Source organism: Sphingomonas sabuli (assembly GCF_014352855.1).
Classification (GTDB): Bacteria; Pseudomonadota; Alphaproteobacteria; order Sphingomonadales; family Sphingomonadaceae; genus Sphingomicrobium; species Sphingomicrobium sabuli.
Genome location: NZ_CP060697.1, coordinates 1 through 15,586, shown reverse-complemented (window position 1 = coordinate 15,586; position 15,586 = coordinate 1). Strand labels below are relative to the sequence as shown.

At 66.3% G+C, this 15,586-nt stretch carries 14 protein-coding genes and 1 pseudogene; 11 read left to right on the top strand and 4 right to left on the bottom strand.

Annotated elements, in window-relative coordinates; all coding sequences use genetic code 11:
* Nucleotides 1-89: 89 nt before the first annotated feature.
* Nucleotides 90-585, bottom strand: a pseudogene (locus H8M03_RS12950) (DUF2793 domain-containing protein).
* A 14-nt stretch (nt 586-599) separates the two neighbouring features.
* Nucleotides 600-2,612: a phage tail protein gene (locus tag H8M03_RS00070; RefSeq protein ID WP_187479767.1), complete on the bottom strand. Its 2,013-nt coding sequence runs from the start codon at nt 2,610-2,612 to the stop codon at nt 600-602.
* Nucleotides 2,613-2,995: 383 nt separating this feature from the next.
* Here H8M03_RS00070 and H8M03_RS00065 point away from each other — a divergent pair, with 383 nt between their 5' ends.
* Nucleotides 2,996-3,400, top strand: coding sequence for a JAB domain-containing protein (locus tag H8M03_RS00065; RefSeq protein WP_187479766.1), 405 nt, complete (start codon nt 2,996-2,998; stop codon nt 3,398-3,400).
* Here the strand turns inward: H8M03_RS00065 and H8M03_RS00060 are convergent.
* On the bottom strand, nt 3,397-3,783 hold the full coding sequence (locus tag H8M03_RS00060) for an EVE domain-containing protein (protein WP_246448931.1): 387 nt from the start codon (nt 3,781-3,783) through the stop codon (nt 3,397-3,399). The genes H8M03_RS00065 and H8M03_RS00060 overlap by 4 nt on opposite strands.
* Before the next feature lie 314 nt (nt 3,784-4,097).
* On the opposite strand from H8M03_RS00060, the gene H8M03_RS00055 reads away from it, so the two are divergent.
* From H8M03_RS00055 to phoB, 10 genes are all read left to right on the top strand, one after another.
* Nucleotides 4,098-4,829 carry a cell wall hydrolase gene (locus H8M03_RS00055; protein WP_187479764.1) on the top strand — a complete coding sequence of 244 codons (732 nt, stop codon included), beginning with the start codon at nt 4,098-4,100 and terminating at the stop codon, nt 4,827-4,829.
* Nucleotides 4,830-5,002: 173 nt separating this feature from the next.
* Nucleotides 5,003-6,043 carry a substrate-binding domain-containing protein gene (locus tag H8M03_RS00050; protein WP_187479763.1) on the top strand — a complete coding sequence of 347 codons (1,041 nt, stop codon included), beginning with the start codon at nt 5,003-5,005 and terminating at the stop codon, nt 6,041-6,043.
* Between the two features lie 78 nt (nt 6,044-6,121).
* Nucleotides 6,122-7,483 carry a porin gene (locus tag H8M03_RS00045; protein ID WP_246448930.1) on the top strand — a complete coding sequence of 454 codons (1,362 nt, stop codon included), beginning with the start codon at nt 6,122-6,124 and terminating at the stop codon, nt 7,481-7,483.
* Nucleotides 7,484-7,623: 140 nt separating this feature from the next.
* A complete protein-coding gene (locus H8M03_RS00040; protein ID WP_187479762.1) occupies nt 7,624-8,628 on the top strand; it encodes a sensor histidine kinase in 1,005 nt (334 codons plus the stop codon).
* A gap of 101 nt (nt 8,629-8,729) precedes the next feature.
* On the top strand, nt 8,730-9,770 hold the full coding sequence (locus H8M03_RS00035) for a substrate-binding domain-containing protein (RefSeq protein ID WP_187479761.1): 1,041 nt from the start codon (nt 8,730-8,732) through the stop codon (nt 9,768-9,770).
* 19 nt (nt 9,771-9,789) lie between these two features.
* Nucleotides 9,790-11,169 (top strand): phosphate ABC transporter permease subunit PstC, encoded by a 1,380-nt coding sequence (gene pstC / locus H8M03_RS00030; protein ID WP_187479760.1) that lies wholly within the window; start codon nt 9,790-9,792, stop codon nt 11,167-11,169.
* Complete coding sequence (pstA, locus tag H8M03_RS00025) at nt 11,162-12,427, top strand: phosphate ABC transporter permease PstA (RefSeq protein ID WP_187479759.1); 1,266 nt, start codon at nt 11,162-11,164, stop codon at nt 12,425-12,427. The genes pstC and pstA overlap by 8 nt, the downstream gene beginning before the upstream one ends.
* 229 nt (nt 12,428-12,656) lie before the next feature.
* On the top strand, nt 12,657-13,403 hold the full coding sequence (pstB, locus tag H8M03_RS00020; RefSeq protein WP_222931905.1) for a phosphate ABC transporter ATP-binding protein PstB: 747 nt from the start codon (nt 12,657-12,659) through the stop codon (nt 13,401-13,403).
* Nucleotides 13,404-13,413: 10 nt separating this feature from the next.
* Nucleotides 13,414-14,109 carry a phosphate signaling complex protein PhoU gene (gene phoU / locus H8M03_RS00015; RefSeq protein ID WP_246448929.1) on the top strand — a complete coding sequence of 232 codons (696 nt, stop codon included), beginning with the start codon at nt 13,414-13,416 and terminating at the stop codon, nt 14,107-14,109.
* Nucleotides 14,110-14,111: 2 nt separating this feature from the next.
* Entirely contained in the window at nt 14,112-14,813 is a 702-nt protein-coding gene (phoB, locus tag H8M03_RS00010; protein WP_187479758.1) for a phosphate regulon transcriptional regulator PhoB, read from the top strand.
* A gap of 88 nt (nt 14,814-14,901) precedes the next feature.
* Here the strand turns inward: phoB and H8M03_RS00005 are convergent, their stop codons facing one another.
* Nucleotides 14,902-15,150 carry a hypothetical protein gene (locus H8M03_RS00005; RefSeq protein ID WP_187479757.1) on the bottom strand — a complete coding sequence of 83 codons (249 nt, stop codon included), beginning with the start codon at nt 15,148-15,150 and terminating at the stop codon, nt 14,902-14,904.
* Between the last annotated feature and the right edge of the window lie 436 nt (nt 15,151-15,586).

Here is a 15,586-nt window from a genome sequence, read left to right as displayed (position 1 = left end):
GGGTGCCATCAGAATCGAATATTCAGGCCGTGTGGCTTTCCCGTCACAATGCCTCATGGCAGACCGCCAATCCGGCTCGTCCACCCTTATCAGGTCGAGATTAATCCATGTTGCCGAAGCGCACCTAGGATCGCCGCAACCGCGTTTCGCGCCTCGACGTCCGCCACTGCTCCGCCGCTAGGGGCGCTTATCGCGGCCGCCCGGCTTCCAACCACCTGTACCCCGCCGACCTGCAGGTGCTGGCACCGTAATGTGCCCGTCTGCCAGGTTCCGGCCACGAAGCTGATGGGCGTGCCGGTGCTGCGGTCATGCAACGCCATGCCTTCTCGCGGCGCGACGAAGCGCCATCCCGAAGAGGTGGCTGCCGCGACATGTCCGGCTTTCTGCCCATTCGCCGCTCGGAGACGAGCCGACAATGAAGCAGGCGCCCGGCACGGGACTGGCCGGCGGTGCATTGCGCGGCCCTTCCTCCACCGCGCCCGCGACCAACGCATCGATCAGTGCCAACGCCTCGTTATGGAAAAGCTCCTTCTGGGCTTGTCCCGGGCTCAGCAGCGGGAGGGCAAGTCTGTCGGTCGTGTCCATGCTCGAGATCCTGTTCAAAGAGTGACGCGGAGGATTGCCGGCCGAGAAAGCGCCAGGTCGCCGATTTGAACGACCACGATATCGGCGGCGCCGGCGCCGACAGCTGCGACCTGATCGGCATTGAATGTTGCTAATGGTAGAGAGATCTCGACAGTCACCGCGCCGCCTGGTCCGCGCAGCGTCGCCCGGTAGCGCTCGACCGCGCTGCCGAGCGGTGCATCGACCTCGTCCAGCCAGGCCCAGCCGGCCGCGCTTCGCCGAACCCACGTGCAGGCCAATGTCCCATCCGTTCCGCGCTCAGCCCGCAAATGGACGGGCGACGGCGGGCGCAGCGCATCGCCAAAGACCGTCAACCGCGTCGGCTGCGCGTCACCGTCCGCCCGGCCCGCCGGCACCGCTTCCACGACGGCGCCAAGGTCCTGTGCAGTCAGGGGCAGAGGCACGAGACGGTTGCGATCGAGCAGGACGAACGGTTCACCGGCGCCGTGTTCACCACACGCCCATTCGGTGCCGAAGCGCCCGCGCAACAACCGGCCAAGCCGGAAGCGGCCGTCACCGAGCGGCGTGGCCGTCCCGAACTGCATGATCTCGATGCCGACGACCGCCAGGTTGGCGCCACTGGCCAAAGCGTCGTCGTCGCGGCTTTCCAGCCAATGCTGATGATCGTCGATCTGCACGTCGACGCTGTTGCGAAGGTCGAACAGCGCGCTTGATGCAGGATCCGGGGGACTGAGCACCGAGCCCAGCACCGCCGGCACGGGCGCGGTACGCGAAACAACGGTCCGGCCGCCAATTGCGATCTCCATCGGTACCGATTTCCCGCTCGCCGCGGCGACAACCACGGGCAGTGTGGCGTTCGAACCGTCGAAGGCGGGCAATTCGATCAACTCCAGCCGCGTCGGCGCTAACAGTTTTGCCGTCGAGGTCAGAGCCCGGCCGGAATCGCCAGGGATCGGAGCCAAGGAGCTGTAGACCGGCGTCAATTCAAGCTTCGCGACCAGGCCGTCCAAGGTGGCCACGTCGACTCGCCAGCGGCCCTGGCCGGCCAGGTCGACGATGGTCCCGGGCCGAACAGCCATCCGCTTTGGCGGCAGACAGATTTGCAGCCGGTCGCGCTGGGCCCATCGGCGGGCAAGATGCGTCGCGACGATCGCCTTGGCGCTCGAAGCGTCGACAACCGCCGGCAATTCGGTGCGCTCCGGAGCACCGCCAATCCCCTCGGTCGCCGAACGCGCTGCACCTGCCTGATAGTCGCGCGCCGCGTCATAATAGGCCAGAGTTACCGACGACGGCAGGCTTCGCGCCCGGGCCGTCGACCGCTCCAGACGCGCTATCTTCCCGCCTTCGACCGAGCAGCCCAACTCCGCGCTCTCGACACTCTGCGCCTGCTCCGCGACGTCCGAGATCGCATCGCCGTCGTCCGTCAGGTTTGGCTGGAAGATTGCGACTAATGGGCTGACAGCAGCGGCAATGCTTGGACCGTGAGCGGCATAGCCTCCGATACTGGGCTGGCCGGATGTGACTATTGCCCCGTCACTGGCGTCGAAAAGGATCGTATCGACGCCAATCGGTTCCCCATCTGCATCGACTTCAAAGGTCAGGAACGGGATGCGGTTGCCGAAGCTTGCCAGCTCCATGTCTTCAAACACCGCCAGCGCCAGCCCGCGATACGCCGGTGTCGCGCCGATACCTTCGACCGACGCGATCAGCGGGTCGACTGCCTGATCCTCTGATCCGTCAAGCAAACGGAGCGTGGCGCCAACGGACAATTCTCCTTCGGCCGTCCGGATCAATTGCCCGTCCGCCCATATCCGGCGGACGTCGCGAATCCTGCGGGCTGACAGCGCAACCGCGAAGCTGACGGTACAGCTGTAACTGACGCTGTCCGGTTGGCCCTTTGCGGCCACCGTCTCGCTCTGCTCGACCAGGTCGGTGGACCAGACGATGCTCCCGGCCACCCGCATCGTCCCGAAAATCTTTGGGATGGGGGTCCCGTAGCTCGACGTCTGCACCGCAAGATCGCCCATTCGCGGCCCATGCCGGGGGCCCGGCCCGAAGACCTCGCCAAGCGTCGAGATGAAGGCCACTTCCTTGGCCTTCGTCCAATCGCGCCGGGCGGCCTTGCGCAATTTCGGTTTCTCGCCGGCGGCAAGAACCAGCCGGTTCTTCGCTGCCCTCTTCGTCATCCCCATCCCCAGACGCGCGTTGGGCCGCGCTCCCCGATGGAGGAGCCCGGCCCGAACGCTTTTTCCCACTGTTCCCGGATGTACCGAAACAGCGTGACGATGTCAAGTAGTTTTTTCCAGATAGGTTACTTTTCATCCTGCTTCATCCATAACGGACGGTTCTTCCCCCACGGCGGACGCGGTTCCGGTCGTTGCCCCGGCCGCCCGCGCCTACAGGCTGGGCGATGCGCTGCCAGCGTGCCGAACAGCCGGTCAGGCTCCACGATCTCGCCTCGGCGCGCGCCTTCTTTGCCGGCTGCGTGGCCGAGGCGGATCAGGCGCGCGAAAGCTTGTGGGTGGCGCACCTCGATGCCGACGCCAATTGCATGCGCCTCACCCGCCACCAGGGTGATTCGTCCGGCGTCGACTTTCCGCTCGGCGCGATCGTCGCCGACGCGGCAATCCACGGATCGCGCAATATCGTCCTCGCGCACAACCATCCCAGCGGCGATCCTACGCCCAGCCTGGCCGATTGCCGGGTCACCCGCCGCCTTGCCGGCGCGGTCGAGGCGCTCGATTGCAGCGTCGCCGATCACCTTGTCTTCGGCAGCGCCGGCTGCACCAGCTTCCGCCAGCTCGGCCTGCTCTAGGCCTTCGCCATCTCCAGGATCCGGGTGAATTCCGATTCGCGGACCGGGGCGACCGACAGGCGCGACTGGCGGATCAGCTCCATCGCCGCCAACTTCGGTTCGGCCTTGATCTCCTTCAGCGTCACCGGCCGCTCCAGCATGCGCACCGGCTCGACCTTGACCGATACCCAGTCGGCATCCTTCGGGTCGGGCGCCGCCTCGCGCACCACTTTCATGATGCCGATCACCGCACGTTCATCCATGCTGTGATAGAAAAATCCCTCATCGCCGGCGCGCATCTTCTTCAGGTTGAGCCGCGCGGCATTGTTGCGGACGCCGTCCCACTCGGTCGAACCGTCGCGCACAAGGTCCTGCCAGCTGTAGCTGGAAGGCTCGGATTTCATGATCCAATGGGCCAAGACTACCTCCTCCAGATCCCCTAGCGGCAACACCTTCCCGGTCAAAGCGCCGAATATTATCGCGTTTTTTCAGCAGGTTGCATCATTCGTCGCGAGTCCGGCTCGACTCGCCGATCATCGCTTTTCACGGACCGTAAAATCCATATTGGGGCGTCATCGGTAAACGAGAGCAAGCGGGCCGTAAGAGCGCATGGACGCCAGGCCCCGGGCAAGACGGACGAACCTGACCACGTGAAGCAATCGGCGCCAGAAGGCGCCCTCGCGTGAAATGGATCGGCCGCCAAAGGCAAGAGAAGCAATTGATCAAGCTGTTGAGCCGCGGCGTCGTCGCGGTCATGGGATCGTTGATGCTGACATTCGCGGGGCCGGTCTCCGCGCAATCCGCACCGGCACCAACGTCCACGCCACTTCTGAACACCAGCTATTCGCTGACGGGTGCGACGGTCGCCAAGACGCCGGTCGTCGCCGCGGTCCAGCGTACCGTCCAGACCACCCAGACCATGTTCAACAACGCGGTCGGCGGCCTGTTCGGCACCACCATCGATCCGCGCCAGGCGGAAAACGCCAAGATCGCCCGCGAAGCCGCCTGGCTGCGCAACGCCGGCTGGCCGCTTTACGCGCTGGTCGACCGCTTTGCCGCCGGCACCACGCTGGATGAGCAGGCCACCTGCCTCGCCACCACCGTTTATTTCGAAGCGCGCGGCGAATCGGTCGATGGCCAGCTTGCCGTCGCCCGGGTCGTCATGAACCGCGCCGCGTCGGGCAAGTATCCCGCCAGCTGGTGCGAAGTGATGAAGCAGCCGTGGCAGTTCTCCTTCGTCAATCCGCACACCGGCAATTTCCCGGCGATCAATTTCCAGTCGGCGTCCTGGGCCCGGGCGCAGGGCATTGCCCGCCTGGCCATGGCCAACGCTTATCCCAGCCTCGACAATGACGTGCTGTGGTATCACGCCGACTATGTCGCGCCGTCGTGGGGCCGCCGGCTCAGCTATGTTGACAAGATCGGCGCGCACATCTTTTACCGCGCCTAAATCACGACAGTTTCCTGGAGGGGGGAGATCAAGGCGGGGCTTCGGCTCCGCCTTTTTCTTTGCGCCCAAGGTCGTCACACCGCTGTAACAAACGCGTCACGGTCGCGTAGCAGTGCACTTCTATTTCACGAGTCGCCGGGGTGGCGCGGTTGCCGCCCAAAGGGGACTTTCAAATGCACACGAAAAACCTGCTGTTCGCAGCGGCCGCAGCGGCCGTTGTAGCCTTTCCTGCAACCGGCGCCGAAGCGCGCAACCGCATGCATGCGGTGGGCTCCTCGACCGTCTATCCGTTCGCCAAGGTCGTTGCCGAGCGGGTCGCCGCGGCCAATCCGAAGCTGGGCACGCCGCTCATCGAATCGACCGGCACCGGCGGCGGCATCAAGCTGTTCTGCTCGGGCGTCGGCGAACGCTTCCCGGACGTCGCCAATGCGTCGCGCCGGATGAAGGCGTCGGAAGCCAGGACCTGTGCGTCCAACGGCGTCACCAAGATTACCGAAATCCAGGTTGGCATCGACGGCATCGCGCTGGCCACCGCCCGCAACACGCCGCTGTCGGGCCTCACAACCCGCGACGTTTACATGGCGCTGGCGAAGACGCCGTTCGGCAAGCCCAACCGGGCCAAGACCTGGAAGGACGTCAATCCGAAGCTGCCGGCGATCGCCATCCGCGTTTACGGCCCGCCGCCGACCAGCGGCACCCGCGACGCGCTGGGTGAGCTGATCATGACCGCCGGCTGCGAAACCAGCAGCGGCATGAAGGCGATGAAGAAGACCGACGAGAAGAAGCACAAGGCCATCTGCACCGCGATGCGCGAAGACGGCGCCTTCATCGAAGCCGGCGAAAACGACAATCTGATCGTCCAGAAGCTGGCCGCCAATTCCGGCACCATCGGCATCTTCGGCTACTCCTATCTCGAAGAGAATATGAACAAGGTGAAGGGCCTGACGATCAACGGCGTCGCTCCGACCTATGACGCGATCAGCGCCTTCAAATATCCCGGCGCCCGGCCGCTCTACATCTACGTCAAGAACGCGCACGTCGGGGCAATCCCGTCGATCCGCGCCTTCGTCGCGGAATTCACGAAGGAAAGCGCATTCGGCCCCAAGGGCTACCTGCGCCGCGCCGGACTGATCGCCGCGCCGACCGCCATCCGCGCCGGCAGCCAGACGGCCGCTCGCGCGCTCAAGCCGCTCAACCTCGCGGCGCTCAAATAGTCGTTGCTTGCCACTTAACCCGGGCGGCCGCGGCAAACGGCCGCCCCAACTCTCCATAAGAAAATTAGGCGGGGACCAATGAAACTCTCGACTGTCATCACCGCGCTGCTCGGCAGCTCGGCCATCCTCCTCACCGCTCCGGCCTACGCCCAGGAAGCGGTCGACACCTCCGACGCAGCGGCCGACGCGACCATCGCGCAGACCACCGATGTCGATGCCGCGCAGGCCAAGCTGGAACTCCTCCAGGCCCAGGTCGAAGCGCTTCAGGAATCGCTCGAAGAGCTGAAGAAGCAAACCGAAAAGGCCCAGCCCGCGTGGAAGGGCGCGCCCCAGTTCGTCGACAAGGACAGCGGCTGGAGCTTCAAGCCCCGCGGCCGTTTGATGTACGACTTCGGCTACGTCAGCTCGCCCAAGGATTACGACAATGCCGGCCTCGGCTTCTCCAACGAAGTCCGCCGCGCGCGCCTCGGCGTCGAAGGCACGATGCCGGGCGACTTCGGCTACAAGTTCGAAATCGACTTCGCCACCGGTGAAGCCGAATTCGCCGACGCCTTCATCTCGAAGGCTGTAGGCCCGGTCGAATTCATCGTCGGCCAGCACAACAATTTCCAGTCGCTGGAAGAACTGACCAGCTCGCTCAACAGCTCGTTCATCGAACGCGCGGCCTTCACCGACGCCTTCGGCTTCGAACGCCGCATCGGTGTCTCGGCGCAATATACCCGGGGCCCGCTGCTGGTTCAGGGGGGCCTGTTCACCGATTCGATCGCCGACCTCAACAGCATTGGCGACGACAACAACAGCTACGGCTTTGATACCCGCCTGGTCTACGCGCCGAAGCTTGGCGACAACCAGCTGCACTTCGGCGGTTCGTATCACTGGCGCGACCTCAACGACGCAGCCACCTCGGTCCGTTACCGGCAGCGTCCGGCGATCCACACGACCGACGTCCGGTTCATCGACACGGGCTCGATCGAAGGTGCTGAAAGCGAAACCGGCTACGGCCTTGAAGCGGCCGGCATTTTCGGTCCGTTCTACGCGGTCAGCGAAGCCTATTGGCAGAAGGTCGGCCGCAACGGCTTCGACGACCCGACGTTCTTCGGCGCCTATGTCGATGCCGGCTATTTCTTCACCGGTGAATCGCGCGGCTACAAGGGCGGCAAGTGGGACCGAGTGAAGGTCAAGAACCCGTTCGACAAGGGCGGCTGGGGCTCGATCGGCTTCAACCTGCGCTACGATTATCTGGACCTGACCGACGGCCTTATCGGCGGCGGCCGCCAGAATGCCTATCAGGCATCGCTCAACTGGAAGCCGATGGATTATCTGATGTTCGGCCTCAACTATGGGCACATCGTCTACAGCGGCGCGTCGACCATCCTTCCGGACGGAGATCGCAACTACAGCGTCGACATGCTCGGGCTGCGCTCGCAGATCGACTTCTAGGCAATCGCATGTTCGCCCGTCCCCGGCGAAATAGCGCTCCCTCGCCCGACACCGGGCGGGGGAGCGTTTCTTCATCGCCCTCCCCTTTCGCCGACGATCGCACTGGCAGCACCGCCCCTGCATCCGCTAACGCCCCGGCGATGACGACGTTGGACCAGGCCAGCCGGGCATTGCTCGAAGCGATCGACGATCCCGCGATGATCATCGACCGCGGCATCATCCGCGCCGCCAACAAGCACGCCCGCACGCTGCTCGGGCCAAGCATCCAGGGCAGCGACGTGCGGCTTGCCATCCGCCAGCCGCAGGCGCTTGAATTCGTCCACGCCGGCAATCCCGGCGATATCGATTTTACCGGCGTCGGCGCGGTCGGCCGCCCGTGGCGCCTGACCCTGCGGTCGCTGGGGGGCGCCGGCGCGCTGATCACGCTCATCGACCGCTCGGCCGCCCATGCGGCGGAAAAGATGCGGGTCGATTTCGTCGCCAATGCCAGTCACGAGCTGCGCACCCCGCTGACCGCCATCCTCGGCTATGCCGAAAGCCTCGAGGACGGCGGGCTCGACCCCGCGACCACCTCCAGCTTCGCCGCCACTATCCGCGGCGAAGCCAAGCGCATGCTGCGCATCATCGAAGATCTGATGAGCCTGTCGCGGATCGAGGCCGGACGCTTCGTTGCCCCGACCGACAGCGTATCGATCGCATCGGTCGTCAGCGGCGCGGTCGAACGCGTCCGCGAAATCTCCAGGAAGCGCGGCTGCACCGTCGAAACCACGCTGGAGGACGGGCTGGCCCCGACTCGCGGCGACCTGCCGCAGATCACGCAGGTCGTCGACAATCTGCTTCAGAACGCGGTGCGGTACGGCTGCGCCAGTCCGGACTGCCGGATTCGCCTTGCCGCCTATCGCGAAGGCCGCTGGATCCGCCTCGACGTCAGCGACACCGGGCCAGGCATCCCGCGCGAACACCTGCCCTTCGTCACCCGCCGCTTTTACCGGGTCGATGCGGCGCGCAGCCGCGACACCGGCGGCACCGGCCTTGGCCTCGCCATCGTCAAGCATATCGTGGAGCGCCACCGCGGCGAATTGGCCATCGCCAGCGACCCCGGCGCGGGCACCACTGTCACCATTCGCCTGCCCGCGTCCGACTGATCGTCGCGACTGTCACGAAACTGTAAAATCGCTGCAATAAGCGCGTCAGCATTGGCCGCTATTTCCGCCAGCGCGGGGGGTATCCCCGAAAGGGAGAATTCATGACCAAGTCACTCTTTCTGCTGCCATTCGCAGCATTGCTGGCGGCCTGCGGAAGCGGCGGCGAATCGGGCTCCGGATCGGGCAGCCAGCTGAAGATCGTCGGGTCCTCGACGGTCTATCCGTTCTCGACCGCGGTGGCCGAACAGTTCCAGCAGGCGCATCCCGGGACCAACGTGATCGTGGAATCGACCGGCTCTGGCGCGGGCATCAAGCTGTTCTGCTCGGGCGTCGGCAACGACCATCCGGACATGGTCAATTCCTCGCGTCGCCTGAAGGCCAGCGAGTTCGATTCCTGCGCCGCGGCCGGCGTCAACCAGGTCATCGAAGTGCCGGTCGGCATCGACGGCCTGACGCTGATCGAAGCCAAGGGTCAGCCGGCTCTGAACCTCACCACCCAGCAGATCTACGAAGCGCTGGCCGCCAATCCTTACGGCAAGGGCCCGAACAAGGCGCAGACCTGGAAGGACATCGATCCGTCGCTGCCCGCGACCAAGATCCGCGTCCTCGGTCCGCCGCCGACGTCCGGCACGCGCGACAGCCTGTCCGAACTGATCATGGAGAAGGGCTGCCAGGCCAATCCCGAGATGAAGGCGCTGAAGGACAGCAACGAAGACCAGTACAAGGACGTCTGCACCAAGATCCGCGAAGACGGCGCGTTCGTCGAAGCGGGCGAAAACGACAATCTGCTGGTGCAAAAGGTCTCGGCCGATCCGGGCACGCTTGGCGTCCTCGGCTACAGCTTCTTCGAGGAAAACCAGGACAAGCTGCAGCCGGTGGCGATCGCGGGCATCACCCCGACCACCGATACCATCAGCAACCTCGAATATCCGGGCGCTCGCAAGCTCTACGTCTACGTGAAGGGCGAGCATCTGCAGGCCAAGCCGATGATGCGGGAATTCATCGCGACCTACGCGTCGATGTGGGGCAAGGACGGGCCGCTTCAGCGGCGCGGGCTGGTTCCGCTCGGCGCTGCGGACGCCGGTGCCTCTGGCGAACAGGCCAAGGCGCTGAAGCCGCTGCAAAAGTCCGAACTCAACTAACCGGGCCGGCGGCGAGCGCATGACTCTTGGACTAGCGCTCGTCGCCGTCCTCCTGGTTGCGACCGGGGCGGCGTGGCTTGCCTTCCGCCGGGCCCGGACCTTGCGGACGGCGGGGCGGATGCATTCGCTCCCCGTCTATCATGCGTCCTACGCTTTGCTGTGGGCGGCGCTCCCGGCCCTGCTGTTCCTTGCCATCTGGAGCCCGATCCAGACCCATCTTGTCGACCAGGCCGTGCTGGCCACGCCGCAGGGCCAGGCCCTGCCCGCCTTCGACATGCAGCGCGACGCGATCATCGCCGAAGCGCGTGAAATCGCCAGCGGCGCCCGCGACGTCGGCTTCAATCCCGAATCGGCCGGCCTCGCCCCGCTGTTCGCCAAGAACCGCGCGCTCTACGCTTCGATCGGCGGCGGCATCGCCATCTTGCTCGCCCTAGTTCTTGCCGCGATCGCCGCGCGCAAGACGAAGCTCGAATTCCGCGCCCGTACGGCGGTCGAACGCTGGCTGATGGGACTGCTGGTGGTCGCGTCGCTGATCGCCATTCTGACCACGCTTGGCATCGTCCTGTCGCTGATGTTCGAAACCTTGCGTTTCTTCTCCAAGGTGCCGGTCGGCGAATTCCTGTTCGGCACGACCTGGAGCCCGCAGACCGCGATCCGCGCCGACCAGGTCGGTTCGTCCGGCGCGTTCGGCTGGATCCCCTTGCTGTGGGGCACGATCTTCATCGGCGCGATCATCGCCATGCTGGTCGCCATTCCGCTGGGTCTGATGAGCGCCATCTATCTTACCCAATATGCGCGCCCCGCGGTCCGCTCGTGGATGAAGCCGCTGCTCGAAATCCTCGCCGGCGTCCCGACCGTGGTCTACGGCTATTTCGCCGCGCTGACGGTCGCCCCGGCGGTGCGCGACTTTGCCATTTCCATCGGCATTTCGTCGGCCAGCAGCGAAAGCGCGCTGGCCGCCGGTCTCGTCATGGGCATCATGATCATTCCGTTCGTGAGCTCGATTGCCGACGACAGCATCGCGGCGGTGCCGCAGGCGATGCGCGACGGTTCGCTGGCGATGGGCGCGACCCAGTCCGAAACCATCCGCAAGGTCGTGCTTCCGGCCGCCTTGCCCGGCGTGGTCGGCGGCGTCCTGCTCGCCGTCAGCCGAGCGATCGGCGAAACCATGATCGTCGTCATGGCCGCCGGCCTTGCCGCCAACCTGACCGCCAATCCGTTCGAAAGCGTGACCACCGTCACCACCCAAATCGTCCAGCTGCTGACCGGCGATCAGGAATTCGACAGCCCCAAGACGCTGGCCGCCTTCGCCCTCGGCCTGGCGCTGTTCCTGATCACCCTGGTGCTCAACCTCATCGCGCTCCACGTCGTGCGCAAATATCGAGAAGCTTATGAATAGCGCGGCGAACGTCAGCCCCAGCGAACGGTGGAGCGCAGCCAGCTCCAGCGACCGGCTGCGCAAGCGCTACGCGTCCGAACGGCGGTTCCGCCTGCTCGGCCTGCTCGCCGTCGCCGCGTCCGCCATCTTCCTCGCCTTCCTGCTCGTCACCATGGCGTGGAAAGGCATCGGCGGCTTCACCCAGACCGAAGCGCGGCTGACGATCGACTTTCCCCGCTCCGACCTGATCCTCGACCCTGCAACGCTGCGCGGTCCGGACGCCCAGCAGGCGGTGGTCGGTGCGGACCTTGAAAGCGCCATCGTCGGCGCCGCCACCGCCGCTTTCGGCGCGCAGGCGGAAGACATGTTCGGCGCCGCCGCCGTCCGCGCGCTGGGCGATGCCCTGATCGAAGACCCGACCATGGTCGAACGCCGCGCCGACGTCTGGCTGCCGGTGTCCGGCGCCGTGGCCACCGCCGCCAGCGGCAGCGGGGCGCCCGATGCCGAACAGCTGGTCGGCCGGCTGCAATCCGACGGGGCGTTGCGCCGCGGCTTCAACGTCGGCTTCCTCACCGCTTCCGACGGCACCGACCCGTCGGCGGTCGGCATCTGGGGTGCGCTCAAAGGCAGCATGCTGACCATCCTGGTGACCATGCTGCTGGCCTTTCCGGTCGGCGTGCTGGCCGCCGTCTACTTGGAAGAATTCGCCGCCCGCAACCGCTGGAGCGACGCGATCGAAGTGTCGATCAACAACCTTGCCGCGGTGCCCTCGATCATCTTCGGCCTGCTGGGCCTCGCCGTGTTCCTCAACTTCATGCACCTGCCGCGGTCGGCCCCGCTGGTCGGGGGCCTGACGCTGGCGCTGATGACCATGCCGGTCATCGTCATCGCCGCGCGCAACGCGATCAAGTCGGTGCCGCCGTCGATCCGCGACGCCGCGCTCGGCGTCGGCGCGTCGCGAATGCAGGTGGTGTTCCACCATGTGTTGCCGCTGGCTCTGCCGGGCATCCTGACGGGCACGATCATCGGCATGGCCCGCGCCCTCGGCGAAACCGCACCGCTGCTGATGATCGGCATGCGCGCGTTCATCGCCACCCCGCCCGGCGGAATCACCGATCCGGCCACGGTTTTGCCGGTGCAAATCTTCCTGTGGTCGGACGAAGTCGACCGCGCCTTCGTCGAGAAGACGAGCGCGGCGATCATAGTCCTGTTGCTGTTCATGCTGCTGATGAACGGCCTGGCGATCTATTTGCGGAACCGCTTCGAGCGGAAGTGGTAGGATAGGATTGATGAAGGAAAAACTGCCCATCACGCCGGTCGAGCCGGTGCCCGTCCAGTCCACCGCGATCGCGGCCGAGGCGGCGCGCGACCAGCAGGAAACGATGGGGCCGGAAGCCGTGCCCGAGCCCGAGCCGGAAGCCGAAGTGCAACCGGTCGCTCCGGCGGTGCGTCCGTCGGCGGAAACCATCGACACCGCGCCGCTCAACCCGCCACAGGGCTCGGCCAAGATGCAGGCCCGCGACGTGTCCGTCAGCTATGGCGACAAGCAGGCGCTGAAGGACGTGTCGATCCAGATTTTCGACGATCGCGTCACCGCCTTCATCGGCCCGTCGGGCTGCGGCAAGTCGACCTTCCTGCGTTGCCTCAACCGCATGAACGACACCATTCCCTCGGCCCGGGTGACCGGCGAGATCGAGCTGGACGGCGAGGACATTTATTCGCCGCGCATGGACGTCGTGCAGCTGCGCGCCCGCGTCGGCATGGTGTTCCAGAAGCCCAATCCCTTCCCCAAGTCGATCTTCGAAAACGTCGCCTACGGCCCGCGCATCCACGGCCTTGCCCAGAACAAGACCGAACTGGCCGAGATCGTCGAGCGGTCGCTGAAGCGCGCCGGCCTGTGGGACGAGGTCAAGGACCGGCTGCAGGAAAGCGGCACGGCCCTGTCCGGCGGTCAGCAGCAGCGCCTGTGCATTGCCCGCGCGATCGCCGTCGATCCCGAAGTGATCCTGATGGACGAGCCCTGTTCGGCGCTCGATCCGATCGCGACCGCGAAGATCGAGGAGCTGATCCACGAGCTGCGCGGCCGCTACGCCATCGCCATCGTCACCCACAATATGCAGCAGGCCGCGCGCGTGTCGCAGCGCACCGCCTTCTTCCACCTCGGCGAGCTGGTCGAATACGGCAAGACCAGCGAGATCTTTACCAATCCCCGCGAGCGGCGGACCCAGGATTACATCACCGGCCGGTACGGCTGATCGGGAGTAGATGATGCAGCACGAGCGCGAACATACGCTCAAGGCCTTCGACCAGGACCTGGATCGCCTGCGGGCGCTGATCAGCGAAATGGGCGGGCTGGCCGAACATGCCATCGGCGAGGCCATGCGCTGCCTGGTCGAGCGCGACGTCGCCGGCGCCCGGCGGATCGTCCAGGACGACAAGAAGCTCGATGCGCTGGAAATCGAAACCGAGCGCCGCGTGGTGCAGCTGATCGCACTGCGCGCGCCGATGGCCGGCGACTTGCGCGATTCCGTCGCCGCGCTGAAAATCTCGGGCGTGGTCGAACGGATCGGCGACTATGCCAAGAACATCGCCCGCCGGGTGCCGGAGCTGCAGGACGTCGGCCATCTCGAGCCGCTGTCCCTGCTCCCGGAAATGGCGCGCATCGCCACTCACATGGTGCACGACGTGCTCGACGCCTTCGTCAACCGCGACGCCGAAGCGGCGGTCAAGGTCGCCGAACGCGACCAGGCGCTGGACGATTTCTACGATTCCATCTTCCGCACCCTGCTGACCTTCATGATGGAAAAGCCCAACAACATCAGCCACGCGACCCAGTTGCTGTTCGTCGCCAAGAACCTTGAGCGGGTCGGCGACCATGCCACCAACATCGCCGAGATGGTCTATTACGCGGCTACCGGCGGGCAGATGACCGAGCGGCTGGAGAAGGCCGGGGCGCTGTAGCCATGGCGAGCAACGCCGCGAAGCGGGTGCTGGTGGTCGAGGACGACCGCGCCATCGCCGATCTCATCAAGCACCATTTCGCCAAGGAAAGCTTCACCGTCACGACCACGCCGTCGGGCGAGGAAGCGCTCGTGCTGGTCGAGGAAATTCGCCCGGCCTTGCTGATCCTCGACTGGATGATCGAGGATGTCAGCGGTATCGAGGTCTGCCGCCGCCTGCGTCGCAGCCGGGTGCACAACCGCATGCCGATCCTCATGCTGACCGCCCGCGGCGAGGAGGAGGACCGCATCCGCGGGCTGGAAACCGGCGCCGACGATTTCATCACCAAGCCCTTCAGCCCGAAAGAGCTGATCGCCCGCGCCAAGGCCCTGCTCCGCCGCGCCAGCCCCAACCTGCTGGCCGAAAAACTGGGCTATGCCGGGATCGAAATGGACGTGTCGGCCCACCGCGTCCGCCGCGACGGTACGCCGGTTTCGCTCGGCCCGACCGAATACCGCCTGCTGCGGCACTTCCTGCAGAACCCGGAAAAGGTCTTCTCGCGCCAGCAATTGCTCGACCTTGTCTGGCAGCACAGCGAGGAGATCGAGCTGCGCACCGTCGACGTCCACATCCGCCGCCTGCGCAAGGCGCTTGAAACCGCCGGCAGCGACGACGTCATCCGCACCGTGCGCTCCGAAGGCTATTCGCTCGACGCCAACGCCTGAGCGCCGCGTCAGCCGGCGGCACGCTGAACCCACTGCAAGGCCACACTAACGAGCTGCATCGTCGGCCCGCGGCGCGGACCGCGTTCGATTAGCCGACCGGCGGCCCCGCGTCCGGCTTCTTGTCCGGGCCGGTAGAGCCCGCATTACCCGGGCTTCCGGGTTGCCGCTCGATGCCGATCGGGTCCCAGGCGGTCGGATCGGCCCCGCTGGTGATGCCGGTGTCGATCACGTCGTGCCCGAACAGCGAGCTCTCGTCGATGACTTCCTCGTCCTCGTCGTCGTCCTCACCCCCCGTGCCGTCGTCGATCCAAGGGATGATCTCGTCGCGGAACGACAATTGCGGCCCCGGCGGCGGACCGGGTGGCGGCCCCGGCGGCGGGCCAGGAGGCGGTCCCGGCGGCGGTGCAGGCGGAGGGGCCGGCGGTGGCGCTGGAGGCGGCGCAGGCGGAGGAGCCGGCGGAGGCGCAGGCGGAGGCGCAGGCGGCGGTGCCGGCGGTGGCGCAGGCGGCGGTGCCGGCGGTGGCGCAGGCGGTGGCGCGGGTGGCGGTGCCGGCGGAGGAGCCGGTGGGGGCGCGGGTGGCGGAGCCGGCGGCGGCGCGGGTGGCGGAGCCGGCGGTGGCGCGGGTGGCGGAGCGGGCGGCGGTGCCGGCGGTGGCGCAGGCGGAGGGGCCGGCGGAGGAGCCGGCGGTGGCGCTGGAGGCGGCGCAGGCGGAGGTCCCGGCGGCGGTGCTGGTGGCGGAGCCGGCGGTGGCGCGGGTGGCGGTGCCGGCGGA

Excerpts from the sequence above, each read along its gene's own strand:
- phoU (WP_246448929.1), top strand. The coding sequence starts at position 13,414 with ATGATGCAGCACGAGCGCGAACATACGCTCAAGGCCTTCGACCAGGAC.
- pstA (WP_187479759.1), top strand. The coding sequence starts at position 11,162 with ATGAATAGCGCGGCGAACGTCAGCCCCAGCGAACGGTGGAGCGCAGCC.
- pstC (WP_187479760.1), top strand. The coding sequence starts at position 9,790 with ATGACTCTTGGACTAGCGCTCGTCGCCGTCCTCCTGGTTGCGACCGGG.
- H8M03_RS00050 (WP_187479763.1), top strand. The coding sequence starts at position 5,003 with ATGCACACGAAAAACCTGCTGTTCGCAGCGGCCGCAGCGGCCGTTGTA.
- pstB (WP_222931905.1), top strand. The coding sequence starts at position 12,657 with ATGCAGGCCCGCGACGTGTCCGTCAGCTATGGCGACAAGCAGGCGCTG.
- phoB (WP_187479758.1), top strand. The coding sequence starts at position 14,112 with ATGGCGAGCAACGCCGCGAAGCGGGTGCTGGTGGTCGAGGACGACCGC.
- H8M03_RS00045 (WP_246448930.1), top strand. The coding sequence starts at position 6,122 with ATGAAACTCTCGACTGTCATCACCGCGCTGCTCGGCAGCTCGGCCATC.
- H8M03_RS00065 (WP_187479766.1), top strand. The coding sequence starts at position 2,996 with ATGCGCTGCCAGCGTGCCGAACAGCCGGTCAGGCTCCACGATCTCGCC.
- H8M03_RS00070 (WP_187479767.1), bottom strand. The coding sequence starts at position 2,612 with ATGGGCGATCTTGCGGTGCAGACGTCGAGCTACGGGACCCCCATCCCA.
- H8M03_RS00040 (WP_187479762.1), top strand. The coding sequence starts at position 7,624 with ATGACGACGTTGGACCAGGCCAGCCGGGCATTGCTCGAAGCGATCGAC.
- H8M03_RS00060 (WP_246448931.1), bottom strand. The coding sequence starts at position 3,783 with ATGAAATCCGAGCCTTCCAGCTACAGCTGGCAGGACCTTGTGCGCGAC.
- H8M03_RS00035 (WP_187479761.1), top strand. The coding sequence starts at position 8,730 with ATGACCAAGTCACTCTTTCTGCTGCCATTCGCAGCATTGCTGGCGGCC.